16 protein-coding genes and 1 pseudogene are annotated in these 15032 nt (G+C 64.3%); 13 read left to right on the top strand and 4 right to left on the bottom strand.

The features are described 5' to 3' along the window. Positions 1 to 2 precede the first annotated feature (2 nt). From UNPF46_RS21390 to UNPF46_RS21375, 4 genes and pseudogenes are all read left to right on the top strand, one after another. Complete coding sequence (locus UNPF46_RS21390; RefSeq protein ID WP_181770039.1) at positions 3 to 2099, top strand: 3-hydroxyacyl-CoA dehydrogenase NAD-binding domain-containing protein; 2097 nt, start codon at positions 3 to 5, stop codon at positions 2097 to 2099. A 58-nt stretch (positions 2100 to 2157) separates the two neighbouring features. Further along, positions 2158 to 2781, top strand: a pseudogene (locus UNPF46_RS21385) (fatty acid desaturase CarF family protein); the annotation flags it as partial. Between the two features lie 209 nt (positions 2782 to 2990). Beyond that, positions 2991 to 3422 carry an acyl-CoA thioesterase gene (locus tag UNPF46_RS21380; RefSeq protein ID WP_142251322.1) on the top strand — a complete coding sequence of 144 codons (432 nt, stop codon included), beginning with the start codon at positions 2991 to 2993 and terminating at the stop codon, positions 3420 to 3422. Positions 3423 to 3643: 221 nt separating this feature from the next. Further along, on the top strand, positions 3644 to 3835 hold the full coding sequence (locus tag UNPF46_RS21375; protein WP_097666947.1) for a hypothetical protein: 192 nt from the start codon (positions 3644 to 3646) through the stop codon (positions 3833 to 3835). Positions 3836 to 3951: 116 nt separating this feature from the next. Here UNPF46_RS21375 and UNPF46_RS21370 read toward each other — a convergent pair whose 3' ends face one another. Continuing rightward, on the bottom strand, positions 3952 to 4401 hold the full coding sequence (locus UNPF46_RS21370) for a nuclear transport factor 2 family protein (RefSeq protein WP_100181076.1): 450 nt from the start codon (positions 4399 to 4401) through the stop codon (positions 3952 to 3954). Between the two features lie 154 nt (positions 4402 to 4555). Here UNPF46_RS21370 and UNPF46_RS21365 point away from each other — a divergent pair, with 154 nt between their 5' ends. Both UNPF46_RS21365 and UNPF46_RS21360 read left to right on the top strand, forming a co-directional pair. Then, positions 4556 to 5230 (top strand): HAD family hydrolase, encoded by a 675-nt coding sequence (locus UNPF46_RS21365; RefSeq protein WP_142251321.1) that lies wholly within the window; start codon positions 4556 to 4558, stop codon positions 5228 to 5230. A gap of 89 nt (positions 5231 to 5319) precedes the next feature. Further along, positions 5320 to 6165 (top strand): DeoR/GlpR family DNA-binding transcription regulator, encoded by an 846-nt coding sequence (locus UNPF46_RS21360; RefSeq protein ID WP_100176353.1) that lies wholly within the window; start codon positions 5320 to 5322, stop codon positions 6163 to 6165. 3 nt (positions 6166 to 6168) lie between these two features. Here the strand turns inward: UNPF46_RS21360 and UNPF46_RS21355 are convergent, their stop codons facing one another. From UNPF46_RS21355 to UNPF46_RS37615, 3 genes are all read right to left on the bottom strand, one after another. Next, positions 6169 to 6585 carry a type II toxin-antitoxin system VapC family toxin gene (locus UNPF46_RS21355; RefSeq protein ID WP_100176352.1) on the bottom strand — a complete coding sequence of 139 codons (417 nt, stop codon included), beginning with the start codon at positions 6583 to 6585 and terminating at the stop codon, positions 6169 to 6171. Further along, on the bottom strand, positions 6585 to 6836 hold the full coding sequence (locus UNPF46_RS21350; protein ID WP_142251320.1) for a type II toxin-antitoxin system prevent-host-death family antitoxin: 252 nt from the start codon (positions 6834 to 6836) through the stop codon (positions 6585 to 6587). The genes UNPF46_RS21355 and UNPF46_RS21350 overlap by 1 nt, the downstream gene beginning before the upstream one ends. A 64-nt stretch (positions 6837 to 6900) precedes the next feature. Continuing rightward, a complete protein-coding gene (locus UNPF46_RS37615; protein WP_161497216.1) occupies positions 6901 to 7053 on the bottom strand; it encodes a hypothetical protein in 153 nt (50 codons plus the stop codon). A 74-nt stretch (positions 7054 to 7127) separates the two neighbouring features. On the opposite strand from UNPF46_RS37615, the gene glpD reads away from it, so the two are divergent. The 7 genes from glpD (at position 7128) to UNPF46_RS21315 (ending at position 14833) form a co-directional block, all read left to right on the top strand. Further along, on the top strand, positions 7128 to 8678 hold the full coding sequence (gene glpD, locus UNPF46_RS21345) for a glycerol-3-phosphate dehydrogenase (protein WP_100176350.1): 1551 nt from the start codon (positions 7128 to 7130) through the stop codon (positions 8676 to 8678). Beyond that, positions 8675 to 9814, top strand: a complete 1140-nt coding sequence (locus UNPF46_RS21340) for an ABC transporter ATP-binding protein (RefSeq protein WP_142251319.1) — start codon at positions 8675 to 8677, stop codon at positions 9812 to 9814. Before glpD ends, UNPF46_RS21340 begins: the two co-directional genes overlap by 4 nt. Before the next feature lie 12 nt (positions 9815 to 9826). After that, entirely contained in the window at positions 9827 to 10912 is a 1086-nt protein-coding gene (locus tag UNPF46_RS21335) for an ABC transporter ATP-binding protein (RefSeq protein ID WP_142251318.1), read from the top strand. After that, positions 10912 to 11814: a carbohydrate ABC transporter permease gene (locus UNPF46_RS21330; protein WP_100176347.1), complete on the top strand. Its 903-nt coding sequence runs from the start codon at positions 10912 to 10914 to the stop codon at positions 11812 to 11814. The genes UNPF46_RS21335 and UNPF46_RS21330 overlap by 1 nt, the downstream gene beginning before the upstream one ends. Further along, a complete protein-coding gene (locus UNPF46_RS21325) occupies positions 11814 to 12620 on the top strand; it encodes a carbohydrate ABC transporter permease (RefSeq protein ID WP_097666933.1) in 807 nt (268 codons plus the stop codon). Before UNPF46_RS21330 ends, UNPF46_RS21325 begins: the two co-directional genes overlap by 1 nt. 10 nt (positions 12621 to 12630) lie before the next feature. Then, complete coding sequence (locus UNPF46_RS21320) at positions 12631 to 12960, top strand: DUF2160 domain-containing protein (protein ID WP_100176346.1); 330 nt, start codon at positions 12631 to 12633, stop codon at positions 12958 to 12960. 130 nt (positions 12961 to 13090) lie between these two features. Beyond that, positions 13091 to 14833 carry an ABC transporter substrate-binding protein gene (locus UNPF46_RS21315; protein WP_181770042.1) on the top strand — a complete coding sequence of 581 codons (1743 nt, stop codon included), beginning with the start codon at positions 13091 to 13093 and terminating at the stop codon, positions 14831 to 14833. The last annotated feature ends 199 nt before the right edge of the window (positions 14834 to 15032 follow it).

Raw genomic sequence — 15032 nt, 5'->3', positions numbered from 1 at the left:
CCATGGAGTCCAAGATCATGACCGCGCTCGGCGACCGCGTCCTCGAGCTGGGACCCAAGCCGGGGACAGACAGCCCGTACAAGCACTTCAAGCTGACACGCGATGAAGACGGCGTCGCCTGGCTGCTGTTCGACCGCGCCGATGCAAGCGCCAACACGCTGTCCTCCGACGTGATGGAGGAGTTCGATGCGGTGCTTGCGGCGGTCGAGACCGAGCGTCCGGCCGGCCTCGTGATCCGCTCCGCAAAGCCGTCGGGTTTCATCGCGGGCGCCGACGTCAACGAATTCCGCGGGGTGTCCGATCCCGACATGGTGGAGACACGTATCCGCGCCGCGCACGCCGTCGTCGATCATCTGGAGGCATTGAAGCTGCCGACGGTTGCGGTGATCCACGGCTTCTGCCTCGGCGGCGGGCTCGAGGTGGCGTTGGCCTGTCAATCGCGTATCGCGATCGATGGCGCGCGCTTCGGCTTCCCGGAGGTGATGCTCGGCCTGCATCCCGGCCTCGGCGGCACCGCGCGCTTCACCGCGCTGGTCAATCCCACCCAGTCGATGGCGATGATGCTGACCGGCCGCACCATCGACGCGCGCCGCGCCCGATCGCTCGGCCTCGTCGACACCGTCACCCAGGAGCGCCACGTGCGTAACGCGGTGAAGGACGCCCTGTTCGGCCGGCTCAAGCGGGCGCGTCCGGGCCTCCTGACGCGCGCGGCGAACCTTGGTCCCGTGCGCGGGCTTCTTGCCAAACGCATGCGCTCTGAGGCGGCGAAGGCCGCATCCCGCGAGCACTATCCCGCGCCTTACGCGCTGATCGATCTCTGGGAGGCTCATGGCGGCAGCAAGGCCGCGATGCTGAAGGCGGAGCAGGCCTCGTTCGCCCGGCTGATGGTGACGCCGACCGCGCAGAACCTGATCCGCGTCTTTTTCCTGCGCGAGCAGATGAAGAAGGCCGCTGGCTCGGGCAACACCATCAAGCACGTCCACGTCATCGGCGCCGGCGCCATGGGCGGCGACATCGCGGCTTGGGTGGCCGGGCAGGGCTTTCGCGTCTCGCTCGCCGACATGAAGGCCGAGCCGATCGCGGGTGCGGTGAAGCGCGCCGCCGAGCTCTACGGCAAGATCATCCGCAAGCCGACCGATGTCCGCGACGCGCTCGATCGCCTGATCCCTGATATGGACGGTGAGGGCGTTCGCAACGCCGATCTCATCATCGAGGCGGTGCCGGAGAAGCTCGAGCTCAAGCAGAAAGTCTATGCCGGGATCGAGCCGCGGATGAAACCGGGCGCGATCCTTGCGACCAACACGTCGAGCATCCCGCTGCAGGACTTGCGCACCACCCTGGCGCGGCCGGAGCGGCTGATCGGCCTGCACTTCTTCAATCCGGTGTCGCGGCTGCAATTGGTCGAGGTCGTCAGCCATGACGGCAACGACGAACAGGTGTTGAAGCACGCCCTCGCTTTCGTCGGCGCGATCGACCGCTTGCCATTGCCCGTGAAGAGCTCGCCGGGCTTCCTCGTCAACCGCGCGCTGACGCCCTACATGCTGGAAGCCATGGTGATGCTGGACGAGAAGATCGATCCGTGCCTGATCGACGCCGCGGCCGAGCAGTTCGGCATGCCAATGGGCCCGATCGAGCTTGCCGACCAGGTCGGGCTCGACATCTGCCTCGATGTCGGCGACATGCTGCGCACCAGGTTCGGCGACCTGCTGCCGCCCACGCCGGCCTGGCTGCGCGACAAGGTCGCCAGGGGCGAGCTCGGCCGCAAGACCGGCAAGGGCTTTTACACCTGGAAGGACGGCAAGGCGGAGAAGGCGCCGCTGCCCGAGACCGGCCCGCGCGTCACCGACCAGATGATCGATCGCCTGGTGCTGCCGATGTCTAATGTCTGCGTTGCTTGCTTGCGCGAAGGCATCGTGGACGATGCCGATGCAGTCGACGGCGCCATGATCTTCGGGACCGGTTATGCACCGTTCCGTGGCGGGCCGTTGAACTATGCGCGCACACGGGGTGTGGAGAATGTCGTGTCCACTCTGCGCGGGCTCGCCGATCGCTTCGGCGCGCGTTTCGCGCCGGATGCGGGCTGGGACCGTTTGCAATAGGGGCTGTCGATAGAAAAGATGCTATCCTGGGTGGTGGAGCCCTTGGGGAGTATCGCCGATGCCGACGATCCCGTTCTTCAAGCATGCGACCCTGCGCGAGATCATCATCACGCGGCTGTGCTGCGCGGCCGATATCGTCGTGATCCTTTGTTGCGCGGGCTATCTCGTCGGGCGTTATCCCGAGGTGGGATTGCACTGGCCGTGGTTGATCGTGGCGGTTCTGGCCGGATACTTTCTCGCCGACCTCTTTTCGGGGCTGGTGCATTGGGTGGTCGACACCTGGCTCGACGAGGGGATGCTCGGCCGCGGCATCGCGATCACGCGCGAGCATCACAGCCACCCCGGCCACGTTCTGCTCTATGGATTTCTCGACCAGGCGTCTCTTGGTGCGGCGCCGAGCGCGGTGGTGATCGGAGTGGCGGCCGCCGTCACGGCGCTGTTTCCCGCATCCGCGCTCACCTATGCGCTGATGATCGTCTGGTTCGTGATCGCGACCTGTATGCTGTTTGGCATGAGCTTTCACAATCTCGCGCACCGGCAGGTCCGCCCGTTGCCCCTGCGCATGGCGCAACGGCTGCATCTGGTCTGCTCACCCGAGCATCATTGGTGTCATCATCGTGACCACACCATCCGCTATTGTGTCATCAATGGATGGGCCAATTATCCCTGTGATCGTCTCCGGCTGTGGAGCAGGCTGGAACGGCTGGTCACGGCAACGACCGGACGCGCGCCGCGGGCCGACGATGCGGAGTGGCAACGCAAACTGAGCGATACCGGAATCACCGTGGGGTTGCCGCAGCCCAATGGATAGCGCAAGCTCGTCTCGTGGGGATGTTGCGCAAGGCGCCGCGGCTTTGTATCCAGAACCGACAGCCGCGGGAGATCGACAATATGACCGACACGCACGTCCACGCCCCTATCAGCACCGACACCGGGCCGAACGGCGATCTCTGCATCCGTACGCTGGCGATGCCCGCCGACACCAACGCCAATGGCGACATCTTCGGCGGCTGGCTGCTGAGCCAGATGGATGTCGGCGGCGGCGTGTTTGCTTCGAAGGTCGCGAAGTCGCGGACCGTGACGGTCGCGATCGAAGCGATGAATTTTCGCAAAGCGGTCTATGTCGGCGATCTCGTCTCGGTCTACGCCAATCTCGTGCGGGTGGGCCGCACCTCGCTCACCGTGCACCTGGAAGCGTGGGCGCTGCGTCGCGGGGAGGAGCATCCGTTTCTCGTCACCGACGGCAACTTCACCTACGTCTCGATCGACGAGCACGGCCGCCCGCAGGAAGTTCGTTCGACCGTCGCGCCCATTGCGACGTAATCGCGCGCGGCGCTCCGCCCCATCTCACGAAAATTTGCGGCCGATGAAACGCGGCGCCGATGGGTCAACGCGTCGCGGGTTTGCCAAGAACGGGTCATAAAACGGATGAGGTCCGAGCGTACTCAATGCACGTCGATTCGGGGTGGAGACCGGTTGATTTGCCCTCAGGAACCTTTGGGCAGAGATGCCGTTATTTGCCCGCACTGAGGAATCTACGGGCCATGCCGGACAGCTACATCATCGAAGTGAATTCACAGACCGCGGGCATCGTCGTCCGCGGCCACGGGGGCTACTGCTTCTTCGCCTCATCCCACCAGTTCAATCGCCTCGAAGGCCAGCTCTTTCGCAATGCCCGCGAAGCCGAGCGTGCTGCTCGCAAGCTGGTCAACGGTGATGTGAAGGAAGCAGCTTAGCTTCGGTCATTCCGGGACGCGGAGCGCGCGCCCGGAATCCATGGGTCGGCAATTTCTGCAGCGTGATCAATTCCGGGCCCGCGCCTTTCGGCGCGTCCCGGAATGACGTGGTCGCATCACAACTTGGTCGCAGCCCGCGACAGCAGCTTCCACTCGTCGCCCTGCTTCTGCCAGTTCATCAGGATGTGAAGATTGGTCGGCACTTTCTTCCCATCGGCCGCCATCTCCTGTTCCGCCACCCAGTGGAAGCGCACGATCGCGGCGGGGCCGACGACCTTGATGGTCGGATCCTTGTAGTCGATCGACAGGAATTTTGATTTGCCGTCGGTGGCGTTGGCGATGAAGGTCGCCTTGTCCTCGACCTTGCCGCTGGAATGGCTGTAGCTCAGATCGTCCCAGCACAGCGCGCCGAGCGCCTTGGGGTCGGCCGCGATCTGGGCGAGGCGGAAGGCCTCGACCTTTTTCGCCACCGCCTCTTCGTCTGCCGAGGCGGCAAGCGCCGGCGTCGAGAGCGCAAGCGCGGACACCGCGAGAGTCGAAAGAGCCAGGTCGCGTCGGTTGATCATCGTTTCCTCCTTTTTGATCTTGCAGCGAGTGTTGCAGCCGCGCTCGACTTTGTCGAGTGGTGCATTGTCGTTATGTGGATGTGTCATTGCGTGCGAGAGGCCGTATTGATACGTCTTTCGCATTGATGCGTCGCGGATGTGGGAAAGTACGGAAATGATCGAGGCAATCGGCAGGGCATTGCTGTTCGATATCGATGGCACGCTCGCCAACACCGACCCGCTGCATCTCAAGGCCTTCAACCAGGTGCTCGGGCCCCGCGGCCATGTGTTCGACCACGCGCGCTTCTCCAGGGAGCTGCAGGGCTTCGCCAATGTATCGATCGGCGAGCGCTTCCTGCCCGACGAAACACCGGCGCGGCGTGCCGCGATCCTCGCCGAGAAGGAGGAGATTTTTCGCACGCTCGTGGCCGGGCAGATCGAACCGTTACCGGGCCTGATGGCGCTGCTCGACCATGCGGACGCGTCCGGCGTTCCCATGGTTGCCGTGACCAATGCGCCGCGTCTCAACGCCGAACTGCTGCTGGCGGGGCTCGGCATCACCGAACGGTTCAAGGCAATCGTGATCGGCGACGAGCTGCCCCACGGCAAGCCGCACCCGCTGCCCTATCAGGAGGGGCTGCGCTTCGTCGGAGGCAGTGCTGCGGCCTCGGTCGCGTTCGAGGATTCGCGCTCCGGCGTGCAATCGGCGACCGCCGCCGGCATTCCGACGATCGGAATCCGGACCAGCCTCAGCCATGCCGATCTGGTGGGCGCTGGCGCCGTTGACTCCGCAAGTGCCTTCGACGATCCGGATCTGCTCGCGCGCCTTGCCGCCGCGATGGCATGGTGAGCCCTCATCCGTTAACCGTGATCGGCGCGCGCATTGACCGAAGACGCGAACCGCCGCACCATGCGTCCTCCTGATTTGAGGCCTTTGCCGTGACCGGACTGACCCATCGCCAAGCCGAAATCCTCAACATCGCGCGGGCCTCGGGCCGTGTCATGGTCGAGGAGCTCGCGCGCCGCTTCGAAGTCTCCGCGCAGACCATCCGCAAGGATCTCAACGACCTCTGCGAGCGGAGGTCGCTGACCCGCATCCATGGCGGCGCCATCATCGCCTCCGGGGTCGAAAACCTCGCCTATGAGGCGCGGCGCTTCGTCGCCGCCGACGAGAAGAAGGCGATCGGAGCCGCCGCCGCCTCCCTGATCCCGAACGGCTGCTCGCTCTTCATCAACATCGGCACCACGACCGAGGAGGTTGCGAGCGCGCTGACCTCGCACGAGGATCTCCTCGTCATCACCAACAATCTCAACGTCGCGATGCTGCTCTATCGTCATCCCCGCATCGAGGTGGTGGTCGCCGGCGGCACGGTCCGGCGCGCCGACGGCGCCGTGGTCGGCTCGACCGCGACGCAGCTGATCGGCCAGTTCAAGGTCGATTACGCCATCATCGGCGCCTCCGCGATCGATGAAGAGGGCGCGTTGCTCGACTTCGACTATCGCGAGGTGCAGGTCGCGCAAGCCATCATCGCCAATGCCCGTACCGTCATGCTGGTCGCCGATTCCACGAAACTGCGCCGCAGCGCGCCGGTGCGCATTGCCCACATCACCCAGATCCAGACCTTCGTCACCGACCAGGAGCTGCCCGAGCGCCTCGCCACGATCTGCCACAGCAAGGGCATCGAAGTGGTGGAAGCGCTGCCGAAGGGGGCGGACATCGACGATGCGCCGGCCGAGGTGCAGGATGCGGCACCGGAGGGTGCGCCGGTGGTGCGGCTGCGATAGGGCTCAAGCGTCGTCCCATGGATTAAGTAGCGCGACGCCCGTAGGTTCGAAATCCCCCACATTGCGCGTCACGACCGTCAAACCGTGAACGAGCGCGGTCGCGGCAATGAGGGCGTCGCGCTCAGCCCGCGGATTAGGAACGTGCAGTTGCGCGCAACGCTGTGCCACGGCCGTATCGATCGTCAGGATTCGCCCCTCGAAGCGGGCCAGAATATGATCGTCGATCCAGGTGCGCAGGATCGCACCTTGCACGGCGTCCTTACGCGCGATCAGGCGCGCGCCAAGCTCAATTTCAAGGATTGAGATAGCTGACATGAAGAAACTCGCGGCGGGCACTGCATTGGCCCAAGCGAGGACGTTGCGGTCAGCCTTATCCCGGCGCCTCAGTTCTGAGACAACGTTGGTGTCCAGCAGAAACATCAATCGAGGTCGGCGGGCCTGGAGATCCCACCGCCGATGCGGGGCGGATCGAAATCGAAATCCGCGTCCGCCTGTGCCAGGGCATCGGCCAGACTGATGTGCCCGCCGCTCAAGCGCAGATAGTCTTCGATACTCAGTAGGACATGCGCCGGACGGCCGCGGTCGGTGATGAAGACGGGCCCCTTCGACGCCGCCTTCTTGGCGCCGCTCGTATCCTGGTTGAACTCTCGGCTGGTCAGGGTGGTCGCCATCCTCTGTGCGTCCTCGCCGCGACAATGCTTCGTGGGTCAATGATATGTAGAGATGTTTCTACTTTCAAGTCTTGAGCCCGCCGGAGCGAGAGGAGCCGACCGTTTTTGCCGCGCGACCGAACCATTTGCCTTCAGACTTGCCCTCGCTTCTGCCTTTTTCTCCATCGAACTGCCCCCAAAAAAGTTCCTCTTTCGCTTCCTTTCGCCTCTCTTTCATCTTGCTTTCGTTTTTCGGTGTGATCTAATCAAAAACGAAAGTAACCGCCCGACGGAACGGGCGGCCGTCGGGGGATGCGTCTGTTGGAGCGTATTTTCGACCTCGCCATCATCGGAGGCGGTGTTAACGGCTGCGGCATCGCGCGTGACGCGGTGGGGCGCGGCAATACCGTCTTCCTGTGCGAAATGAACGATTTGGCGAGCGGGACATCGTCCTGGTCGACCAAGCTGGTGCATGGCGGCCTGCGTTATCTCGAATATTACGAGTTTCGGCTGGTCCGCGAGGCGCTGATCGAGCGCGAGATCCTCTGGGGCATCGCGCCCCACATCATCCGCCCCCTGCGTTTCGTCTTGCCGCATCACGCCGGCCTGCGGCCGGCCTGGCTACTGCGGCTCGGCCTCTTCCTCTACGATCACATCGGCGGTCGGCACCTGCTGCCGGCGACCCGCTCGGTCGACCTCAGGCGTGACGAGGTCGGCAAGCCGCTGATCCCGAATCGCTACAGCCGCGCGTTCGAATATTCCGACTGCTTCGTCGACGACGCGCGTCTCGTCGTGCTCAACGCGCGCGATGCTGCCGACAAGGGCGCCGAGATTCGTACCCGCACCCGCGCAACGCATATCAAGCAGTCCGACGGCCTCTGGACCGTCGACATGGTCAACACGCTGACGGGTGAGCGCTCGTCGATCCAGGCAAAGGCTCTGGTCAATGCCGGCGGGCCCTGGGTCGAGGACGTCCTCGGCCGCGGCGCCGGCGTCAATGCGAAAGCCAAGGTGCGCCTGGTCCAGGGCTCGCACATCGTGGTCAGGAAGCTCTACGACCACGACCGCGCCTACATGTTCCAGAACGCCGATGGCCGCATCATCTTCGTGATCCCTTACCAGGACGATTTCACGTTGATAGGCACGACGGACCGCGACTATGACGGCGATCCCGCCAAGGTGAAGGCGACGCCGGAAGAGATAGAATATCTCTGCAAGGCGGCCAGCGAATATCTGGCCAGGGCGGTGACGCCGGACGACGTGGTCTGGACCTATTCCGGCGTGCGCCCGCTCTATGACGACGGCGCGAGCGAAGCCAAGGCCGCGACGCGGGACTACGTGTTCGAGCTCGACACGCCCGGCGGGGTGCCGCTGTTGTCGATCTATGGCGGCAAGATCACGACCTACCGCCGCCTCGCCGAGGAGGCGCTGGAGCGGCTCGCGCCTTATCTGCGCAGCGCAAAGGCGCGTGAGGGCTGGACCGGCAAATGGCCGCTGCCCGGCGGTGACATGAGCGTATCCGACATCGACGGCCTGATCGCCGAGCTCCAGCGCGGCTATCCCTTCCTCACGCACGAGCATGCAAGGCGGCTGGCGCGCGCCTACGGCACGAGGGCCGTCAAGCTGCTCGGCGATGCGAAGTCGGCGGCCGATCTGGGCCAGGCCTTCGGTGCGACGCTGACCGAGCGCGAGGTCCGCTACCTCATGGCCAATGAATGGGCCATCACCGCCGAGGACGTGGTCTGGCGCCGCTCCAAGCTCGGCCTGCGACTATCTGCCGACGAGATCTCTGCCTTGGACGACTGGATCAGGACCCACGCTGTGCCGCACAGTCCCCTGCTGGAAGCGGGAGGACGCCCATGACCGTGACACTCGACCACGTGACCCGGACCGTCGATGGCGTGCCGCACATCCGCGACGTCTCGCTGACGCTGGAGAGTGGCACGCTCAACGTGCTGCTCGGGCCGACGCTGTCCGGCAAAACCTCGATCATGCGGTTGCTCGCCGGGCTCGACAAGCCGACCAGTGGCAAGGTGGTGGTGAACGGCAAGGACGTCACCGGCGCCGACGTGCGCCAGCGTTCGGTCGCGATGGTCTATCAGCAGTTCATCAACTACCCCTCGCTCACGGTCTACGAGAACATCGCCTCGCCGCTCCGCGTGCAGGGCAAGCCGCGCGACGAGATCGAGGCGCGCGTCGCCGAGGCCGCAAGACTGCTGCGGCTCGAGCCGTTCCTGAAGCGCACGCCGCTCCATCTCTCCGGCGGCCAGCAGCAGCGCACCGCGATCGCGCGGGCGCTGGTCAAGGGTGCCGATCTCGTGCTGCTCGACGAGCCGCTCGCCAATCTCGACTACAAGCTCCGCGAGGAACTGCGCGCCGAGCTGCCCCGCATCTTCGAGGCCTCCGGAGCGATCTTCGTCTATGCCACCACCGAGCCGACCGAGGCGCTGCTGCTCGGCGGCAACACGGTGTGCATGTGGGAAGGCGAGGCGCTTCAGATGGGCGAGACCGCCAACGTCTACCGGCGGCCGCAGACCCTGCGTGTCGCTCAGGTGTTTTCCGATCCGCCGCTCAATGTCGTCGGCATCGAGAAGAAAAACGGCTCGGTGCAATATGCCGGCGGCGCGGCATCGCCAGCCTCCGGTCTCTATTCGGGCCTTGCCGACGGGACCTATCGCGTCGGCTTCCGCGCGCATCAGCTCGCGCTCGCCAATGGCGAGGCCGACCGCCACGCCTTCCACGCCACTGTCACGGTGACCGAGATCACCGGTTCGGAGAGTTTCGTGCATCTGACCCGCGACGGATCGAACTGGGTGGCGGTGCTGCACGGCGTGCACGAGTTCGAGCCCGGCCAGACGCTCGACGCCGTGCTCGATCCCAATGATGTTTTCGTCTTCGACGCCGCCGACCGCTTGGTCGCGGCGCCCGGCATAGCGTTTTCAAGCGAAGTGCGTAGCGGTTCGCGTGAAGAAAACGCGTCAACTATTAGACGCTCTTGAGGGAGGTGCGACATGGCCCGCATTGACCTCGTCGATCTCGCCCATTCCTACGGCGGCAATGACGCGCCGCAGGAAAGCTTTGCGCTGAAGCCCGTCACCATGACCTGGCGGCAGGGCGGCGCCTATGCGCTGCTCGGCCCGAGTGGTTGCGGCAAGACCACGCTGCTCAACGTCATCTCCGGCATCATCACGCCGTCGCGGGGGAAGATCCTGTTCGACGGCAAGGACATCACACCGCTGTCAACCCAAAAGCGCAACATCGCGCAGGTGTTCCAGTTTCCGGTGATCTACGACACCATGACGGTCGGACAGAACCTGGCGTTTCCGCTGAAGAACCGCGGCGTGCCAAAGGCGGAGATCGACAAGCGCGTCGCCGAGATCGGCCGCCTGCTCGATCTCGAACCCCATCTGAACCGCAAGGCCACGCGCCTCACGGCCGACGCCAAGCAGAAGATCTCGCTCGGCCGCGGTCTCGTCCGCTCCGACGTCGCCGCCGTGCTGTTCGACGAGCCGCTGACCGTGATCGACCCCGAGCTGAAATGGCAGCTGCGCTCGAAGCTGAAGGCGCTGCATCGCGAGCTCGACCTCACGATGATCTACGTCACCCACGACCAGACCGAGGCGCTGACCTTCGCCGACACCGTCGTCGTCATGCATGACGGCCGCGTGGTGCAGAGCGGCACCCCGGCCGAGCTGTTCGACAAGCCGGCGCATACCTTCGTCGGCTATTTCATCGGCTCGCCCGGCATGAACATCATTCCGGCGGAGGTGAGGGGGCGTGAGGCGCGTATCGGCGGCCACGTCATCGCGCTCAACCGCGCCTACGACAATCTGCCTGCCGGCGCCAAGATCGAGATCGGGGTCCGTCCCGAATTCGTCGAGGTCGTGGCGCCTGCGCCGGGCCTGCTGACTGCGAAGATCGAGCGCATCGACGATCTCGGCCGTATCCGCTTTGCGCGGACGCGCCTCGGTGACGCCAAGCTCGCGGCGCGCGCGCCGGCGGGCTTCTCGTCATCCGACGGCGACGCCGGGCTGAAGTTCGATCCGTCGCATGTTCACGTCTATGCCGACAGCCTTCTGGTGGAGGGAGCCGCCTGATGGACAAGACCGTCAACCAAAAAGCCTGGTTCCTGGTGCTGCCGGTGTTCCTGGTCGTCGCTTTCTCGGCGGTGCTGCCGCTGATGACGGTGGTGAACTATTCGATGCAGGACACCTTCGGCAACAACCAGTTCTTCTGGAACGGCGTCGGCTGGTTCAAGGAGCTGCTCGATCCCTCGACCGATCTCGGCGGCCGCTTCCTCGCCTCGCTCGGCCGCAACCTGTTCTTCTCGCTGGTGATCCTCGCCATCGAGGTGCCGCTCGGCATCGTCGTCGCGCTGTCGATGCCGCGCGATGGCTGGACCGTGGCGGCCTGCCTCGTGATCCTCGCGCTGCCGCTGCTCATTCCGTGGAACGTGGTCGGCACGATCTGGCAGATCTTCGGACGTCCCGACATCGGTCTGCTCGGCTACGTGCTCAATGCCGCGGGCATCGACTACAATTACGTCTCCAACGACATCGATGCCTGGGTCACCGTCATCGTGATGGACGTCTGGCACTGGACCAGCCTCGTCGCGCTGCTCTGCTATGCCGGCCTGAAGTCGATCCCCGAAGCCTATTACCAGGCCGCGCAGATCGACGGCGCCTCGCGCTGGGCCGTGTTCAAGGCGATCCAGCTGCCGAAGATGAACCGCGTGCTGCTGATCGCGGTGCTGCTGCGCTTCATGGACAGCTTCATGATCTACACCGAGCCGTTCGTCGTCACCGGCGGCGGCCCCGGCAACTCCACCACCTTCGTGTCGATCGAGCTCGTCAAGATCGCGCTCGGACAGTTCGATCTCGGCAAGGCCGCGGCGCTGTCGCTGGTCTACAACCTCATCATCCTGATCGTCTGCTGGATCTTCTACACCGTCATGACCAATGCGGGCGCCGAGCGGAAGCCCCAGGAAGGAGCCGCGTGATGCATTCGATTCCCGGCCGCCGCCTCATCATGGGGCTGTTCCTGATCTTCCTGCTGCTGCCGATCTACTGGCTGGTCAACATGAGCTTCAAGACCAACAGCGAGATCGTCTCGACGATGACGCTGTGGCCGCACACGCCGACGCTGCAGCACTACAAGCGCATCTTCACCGACGAGAGCTGGTATTCCGGCTACATCAACTCGCTGGAATACGTCGTCCTCAACACCATCATATCGATCTCGGTGGCGCTGCCGGCTGCCTACGCCTTCTCGCGCTACCGCTTCCTCGGCGACAAGCATTTGTTCTTCTGGCTGCTGTCGAACCGCATGGCGCCGGCCGCGGTCTACGCGCTGCCGTTCTTCAATCTGTATTCGGCGATCGGCCTGTTCGACACGCCGTGGGCCGTCGCGCTCGCGCACTGCATCTTCAACGTGCCGCTGGCGGTGTGGATCCTGGAAGGCTTCGTGTCCGGCGTGCCGCGCGAGATCGACGAAACGGCATTCCTGGACGGCTATTCCTTCCCGCGCTTCTTCATCAAGATCCTGGTGCCGCTGATCGCGAGCGGAATCGGCGTCGCCGCCTTCTTCTGCTTCATGTTCTCCTGGGTCGAGCTGTTGCTGGCGCGCACGCTGACCTCGGTGTCGGCCAAGCCGATCGCCGCCATCATGACGCGCACGGTGTCGGCATCGGGCATGGACTGGGGCCTGCTGGCAGCCGCCGGCGTACTCACCATCATCCCGGGCGCGCTCGTGATCTGGTTCGTCCGTAACTACATCGCGCGCGGTTTCGCGCTCGGTCGCGTCTAAGGAGGCATCAATGGAATCCATCGCATGGATGGCCTGGACGCTGCCGACGGCGATCTTCTTCGTCGCGCTCGCCTGCACGCTCGCCGTGATGACGTGGCTGGCGGCGGTCTATCCCGAGGCCGAGCGGGTCGGCGTGCTGCGGATCCCGACCACGCGCGGCGATCGCCTGTTCATCTCGCTGATCACGGCGGCGGTCATCCACCTTCTCTGGATCGGCTTCTTCGGCACCGATGCGATCGCAACGCTGCCGATCGGCGAGGAGGGCGTCGAGATTTCGCGCCTGTGGCTTGCAAGTGGAATTTCGCTGGCGACGGCCGTGCTCATTTTCCGCACGGTCTGAAGCTCGCGAAGGGACGGCCAGATCCGGGGGCAATCCGGGTCTGTATAAAAGTTTGTCGCTGCAACGGAGGAACAACATGCGACAGTTTAGGAGAAGGAAAGGTCCATTGACCAAGAGCAGTTTTCTGACCATGTCCAGCGCCGCCGCCATCATGGCGGTGTCGTTCGTCGTCTCGGCGCCGGTCCGCGCCGCCGACGACGCCGTGATCCAGAAGTGGATCGCGGAATTCCAACCCTCGACGCTGTCGAAGGAAGACCAGAAGAAGGAGCTGGAGTGGTTCGCCAAGGCCGCCGAGCCCTTCAAGGGCATGGAGATCAACGTCGTCTCCGAGACCATCACCACGCACGAATATGAATCGCAGACGCTGGCCAAGGCGTTCTCCGAGCTCACCGGCATCAAGCTCAAGCACGACCTCATCCAGGAAGGTGACGTCGTCGAGAAGCTGCAGACCCAGATGCAGTCCGGCAAGAACGTCTATGACGGCTGGATCAACGATAGCGACCTGATCGGCACGCATTTCCGCTACGGCCAGACGGTCGTGCTGTCGGACTACATGACCGGCGAGGGCAAGGACGTCACCGACCCCATGCTCGACGTCAACGACTTCATCGGCAAGTCGTTCACCACCGGTCCCGACGGCAAGCTCTACCAGCTGCCAGACCAGCAGTTCGCCAATCTCTACTGGTTCCGCTACGACTGGTTCACCAACCCCGACTACAAGGCCAAGTTCAAGGCCAAGTACGGCTACGAGCTCGGCGTGCCCGTGAACTGGTCCGCCTATGAGGACATCGCCGAGTTCTTCACGAACGACATCAAGGAGATCAACGGCGTCAAGGTCTACGGCCATATGGACTATGGCAAGAAGGACCCCTCGCTCGGATGGCGCTTCACCGACGCCTGGCTGTCGATGGCCGGCAACGGCGACAAGGGCATTCCGAACGGCCTGCCGGTCGACGAGTGGGGCATCCGCATGGAAGGCTGCCGCCCGGTCGGCTCCTCGGTCGAGCGTGGTGGCGACACCAACGGTCCGGCCGCGGTCTACTCGATCACCAAGTATCTCGAGTGGCTGAAGAAGTATGCGCCGCCGCAGGCGCAGGGCATGACGTTCTCCGAAGCTGGTCCCGTGCCGGCCCAGGGCAACATCGCCCAGCAGATGTTCTGGTACACCGCCTTCACCGCCGACATGGTGAAGCCGGGCATCGCCGTGATGAACGCGGACGGTACGCCGAAATGGCGTATGGCGCCCTCGCCGCACGGTGCGTACTGGAAGGAAGGCATGAAGCTCGGCTATCAGGACGCCGGCTCCGTGACGCTTCTGAAGTCGACCCCGGCGGATCGCCGCAAGGCGGCCTGGCTCTATCTCCAGTTCATCATCTCCAAGTCGGTGAGCTTGAAGAAGAGCCATGTCGGTCTCACCTTCATCCGTGAATCCGACATCTGGGACAAGTCGTTCACCGAGCGTGCGCCGAAGCTCGGCGGCCTGATCGAGTTCTACCGCTCGCCCGCGCGCGTGCAGTGGACCCCGACTGGCAACAACGTGCCCGACTATCCGAAGCTCGCGCAGCTGTGGTGGCAGAACATCGGCGATGCGTCGTCCGGTGCGAAGACGCCGCAACAGGCGATGGACGCACTCGCGGCGGCTCAGGACTCCGTCATGGAGCGCCTCGAGAAGTCCAACGTGCAGGGCGCCTGCGGTCCGAAGCTCCACAAGAAGGAGAAGCCGGAGTACTGGTTTGCGAAGGCCGAGAAGGACGGCACCATCGCGCCCCAGCGCAAGCTTGCCAACGAGAAGCCGAAGGGCGAGACGGTCGACTACGACACGCTGATCAAGTCGTGGCCGGCGACCCCGCCGAAGCGCGCGGAAGCGAAGTAGGCGCCGCGTAGCGTCGTCTAATGCGAAAGGCCGGGAGCGATCCCGGCCTTTTCTTTCGTGCTTGTGATGATGTGGGACGCGCGTCCCACACACTCGATGTCATTGCCCGCGGAATGTTTAGACCGGAGACATAGCTGACGCCTGTTCGGACACATCACTGACAGATTGGCCATTGGTCAAGTCGATAGATGCGACCTGC

Source organism: Bradyrhizobium sp. UNPF46, from assembly GCF_006658625.1.
GTDB classification, from domain to species: domain Bacteria; phylum Pseudomonadota; class Alphaproteobacteria; order Rhizobiales; family Xanthobacteraceae; genus Bradyrhizobium; species Bradyrhizobium nitroreducens.
The sequence above is the reverse complement of the archived record's forward strand: the minus strand, read 5'-3'. Positions and strand labels throughout refer to the sequence as shown.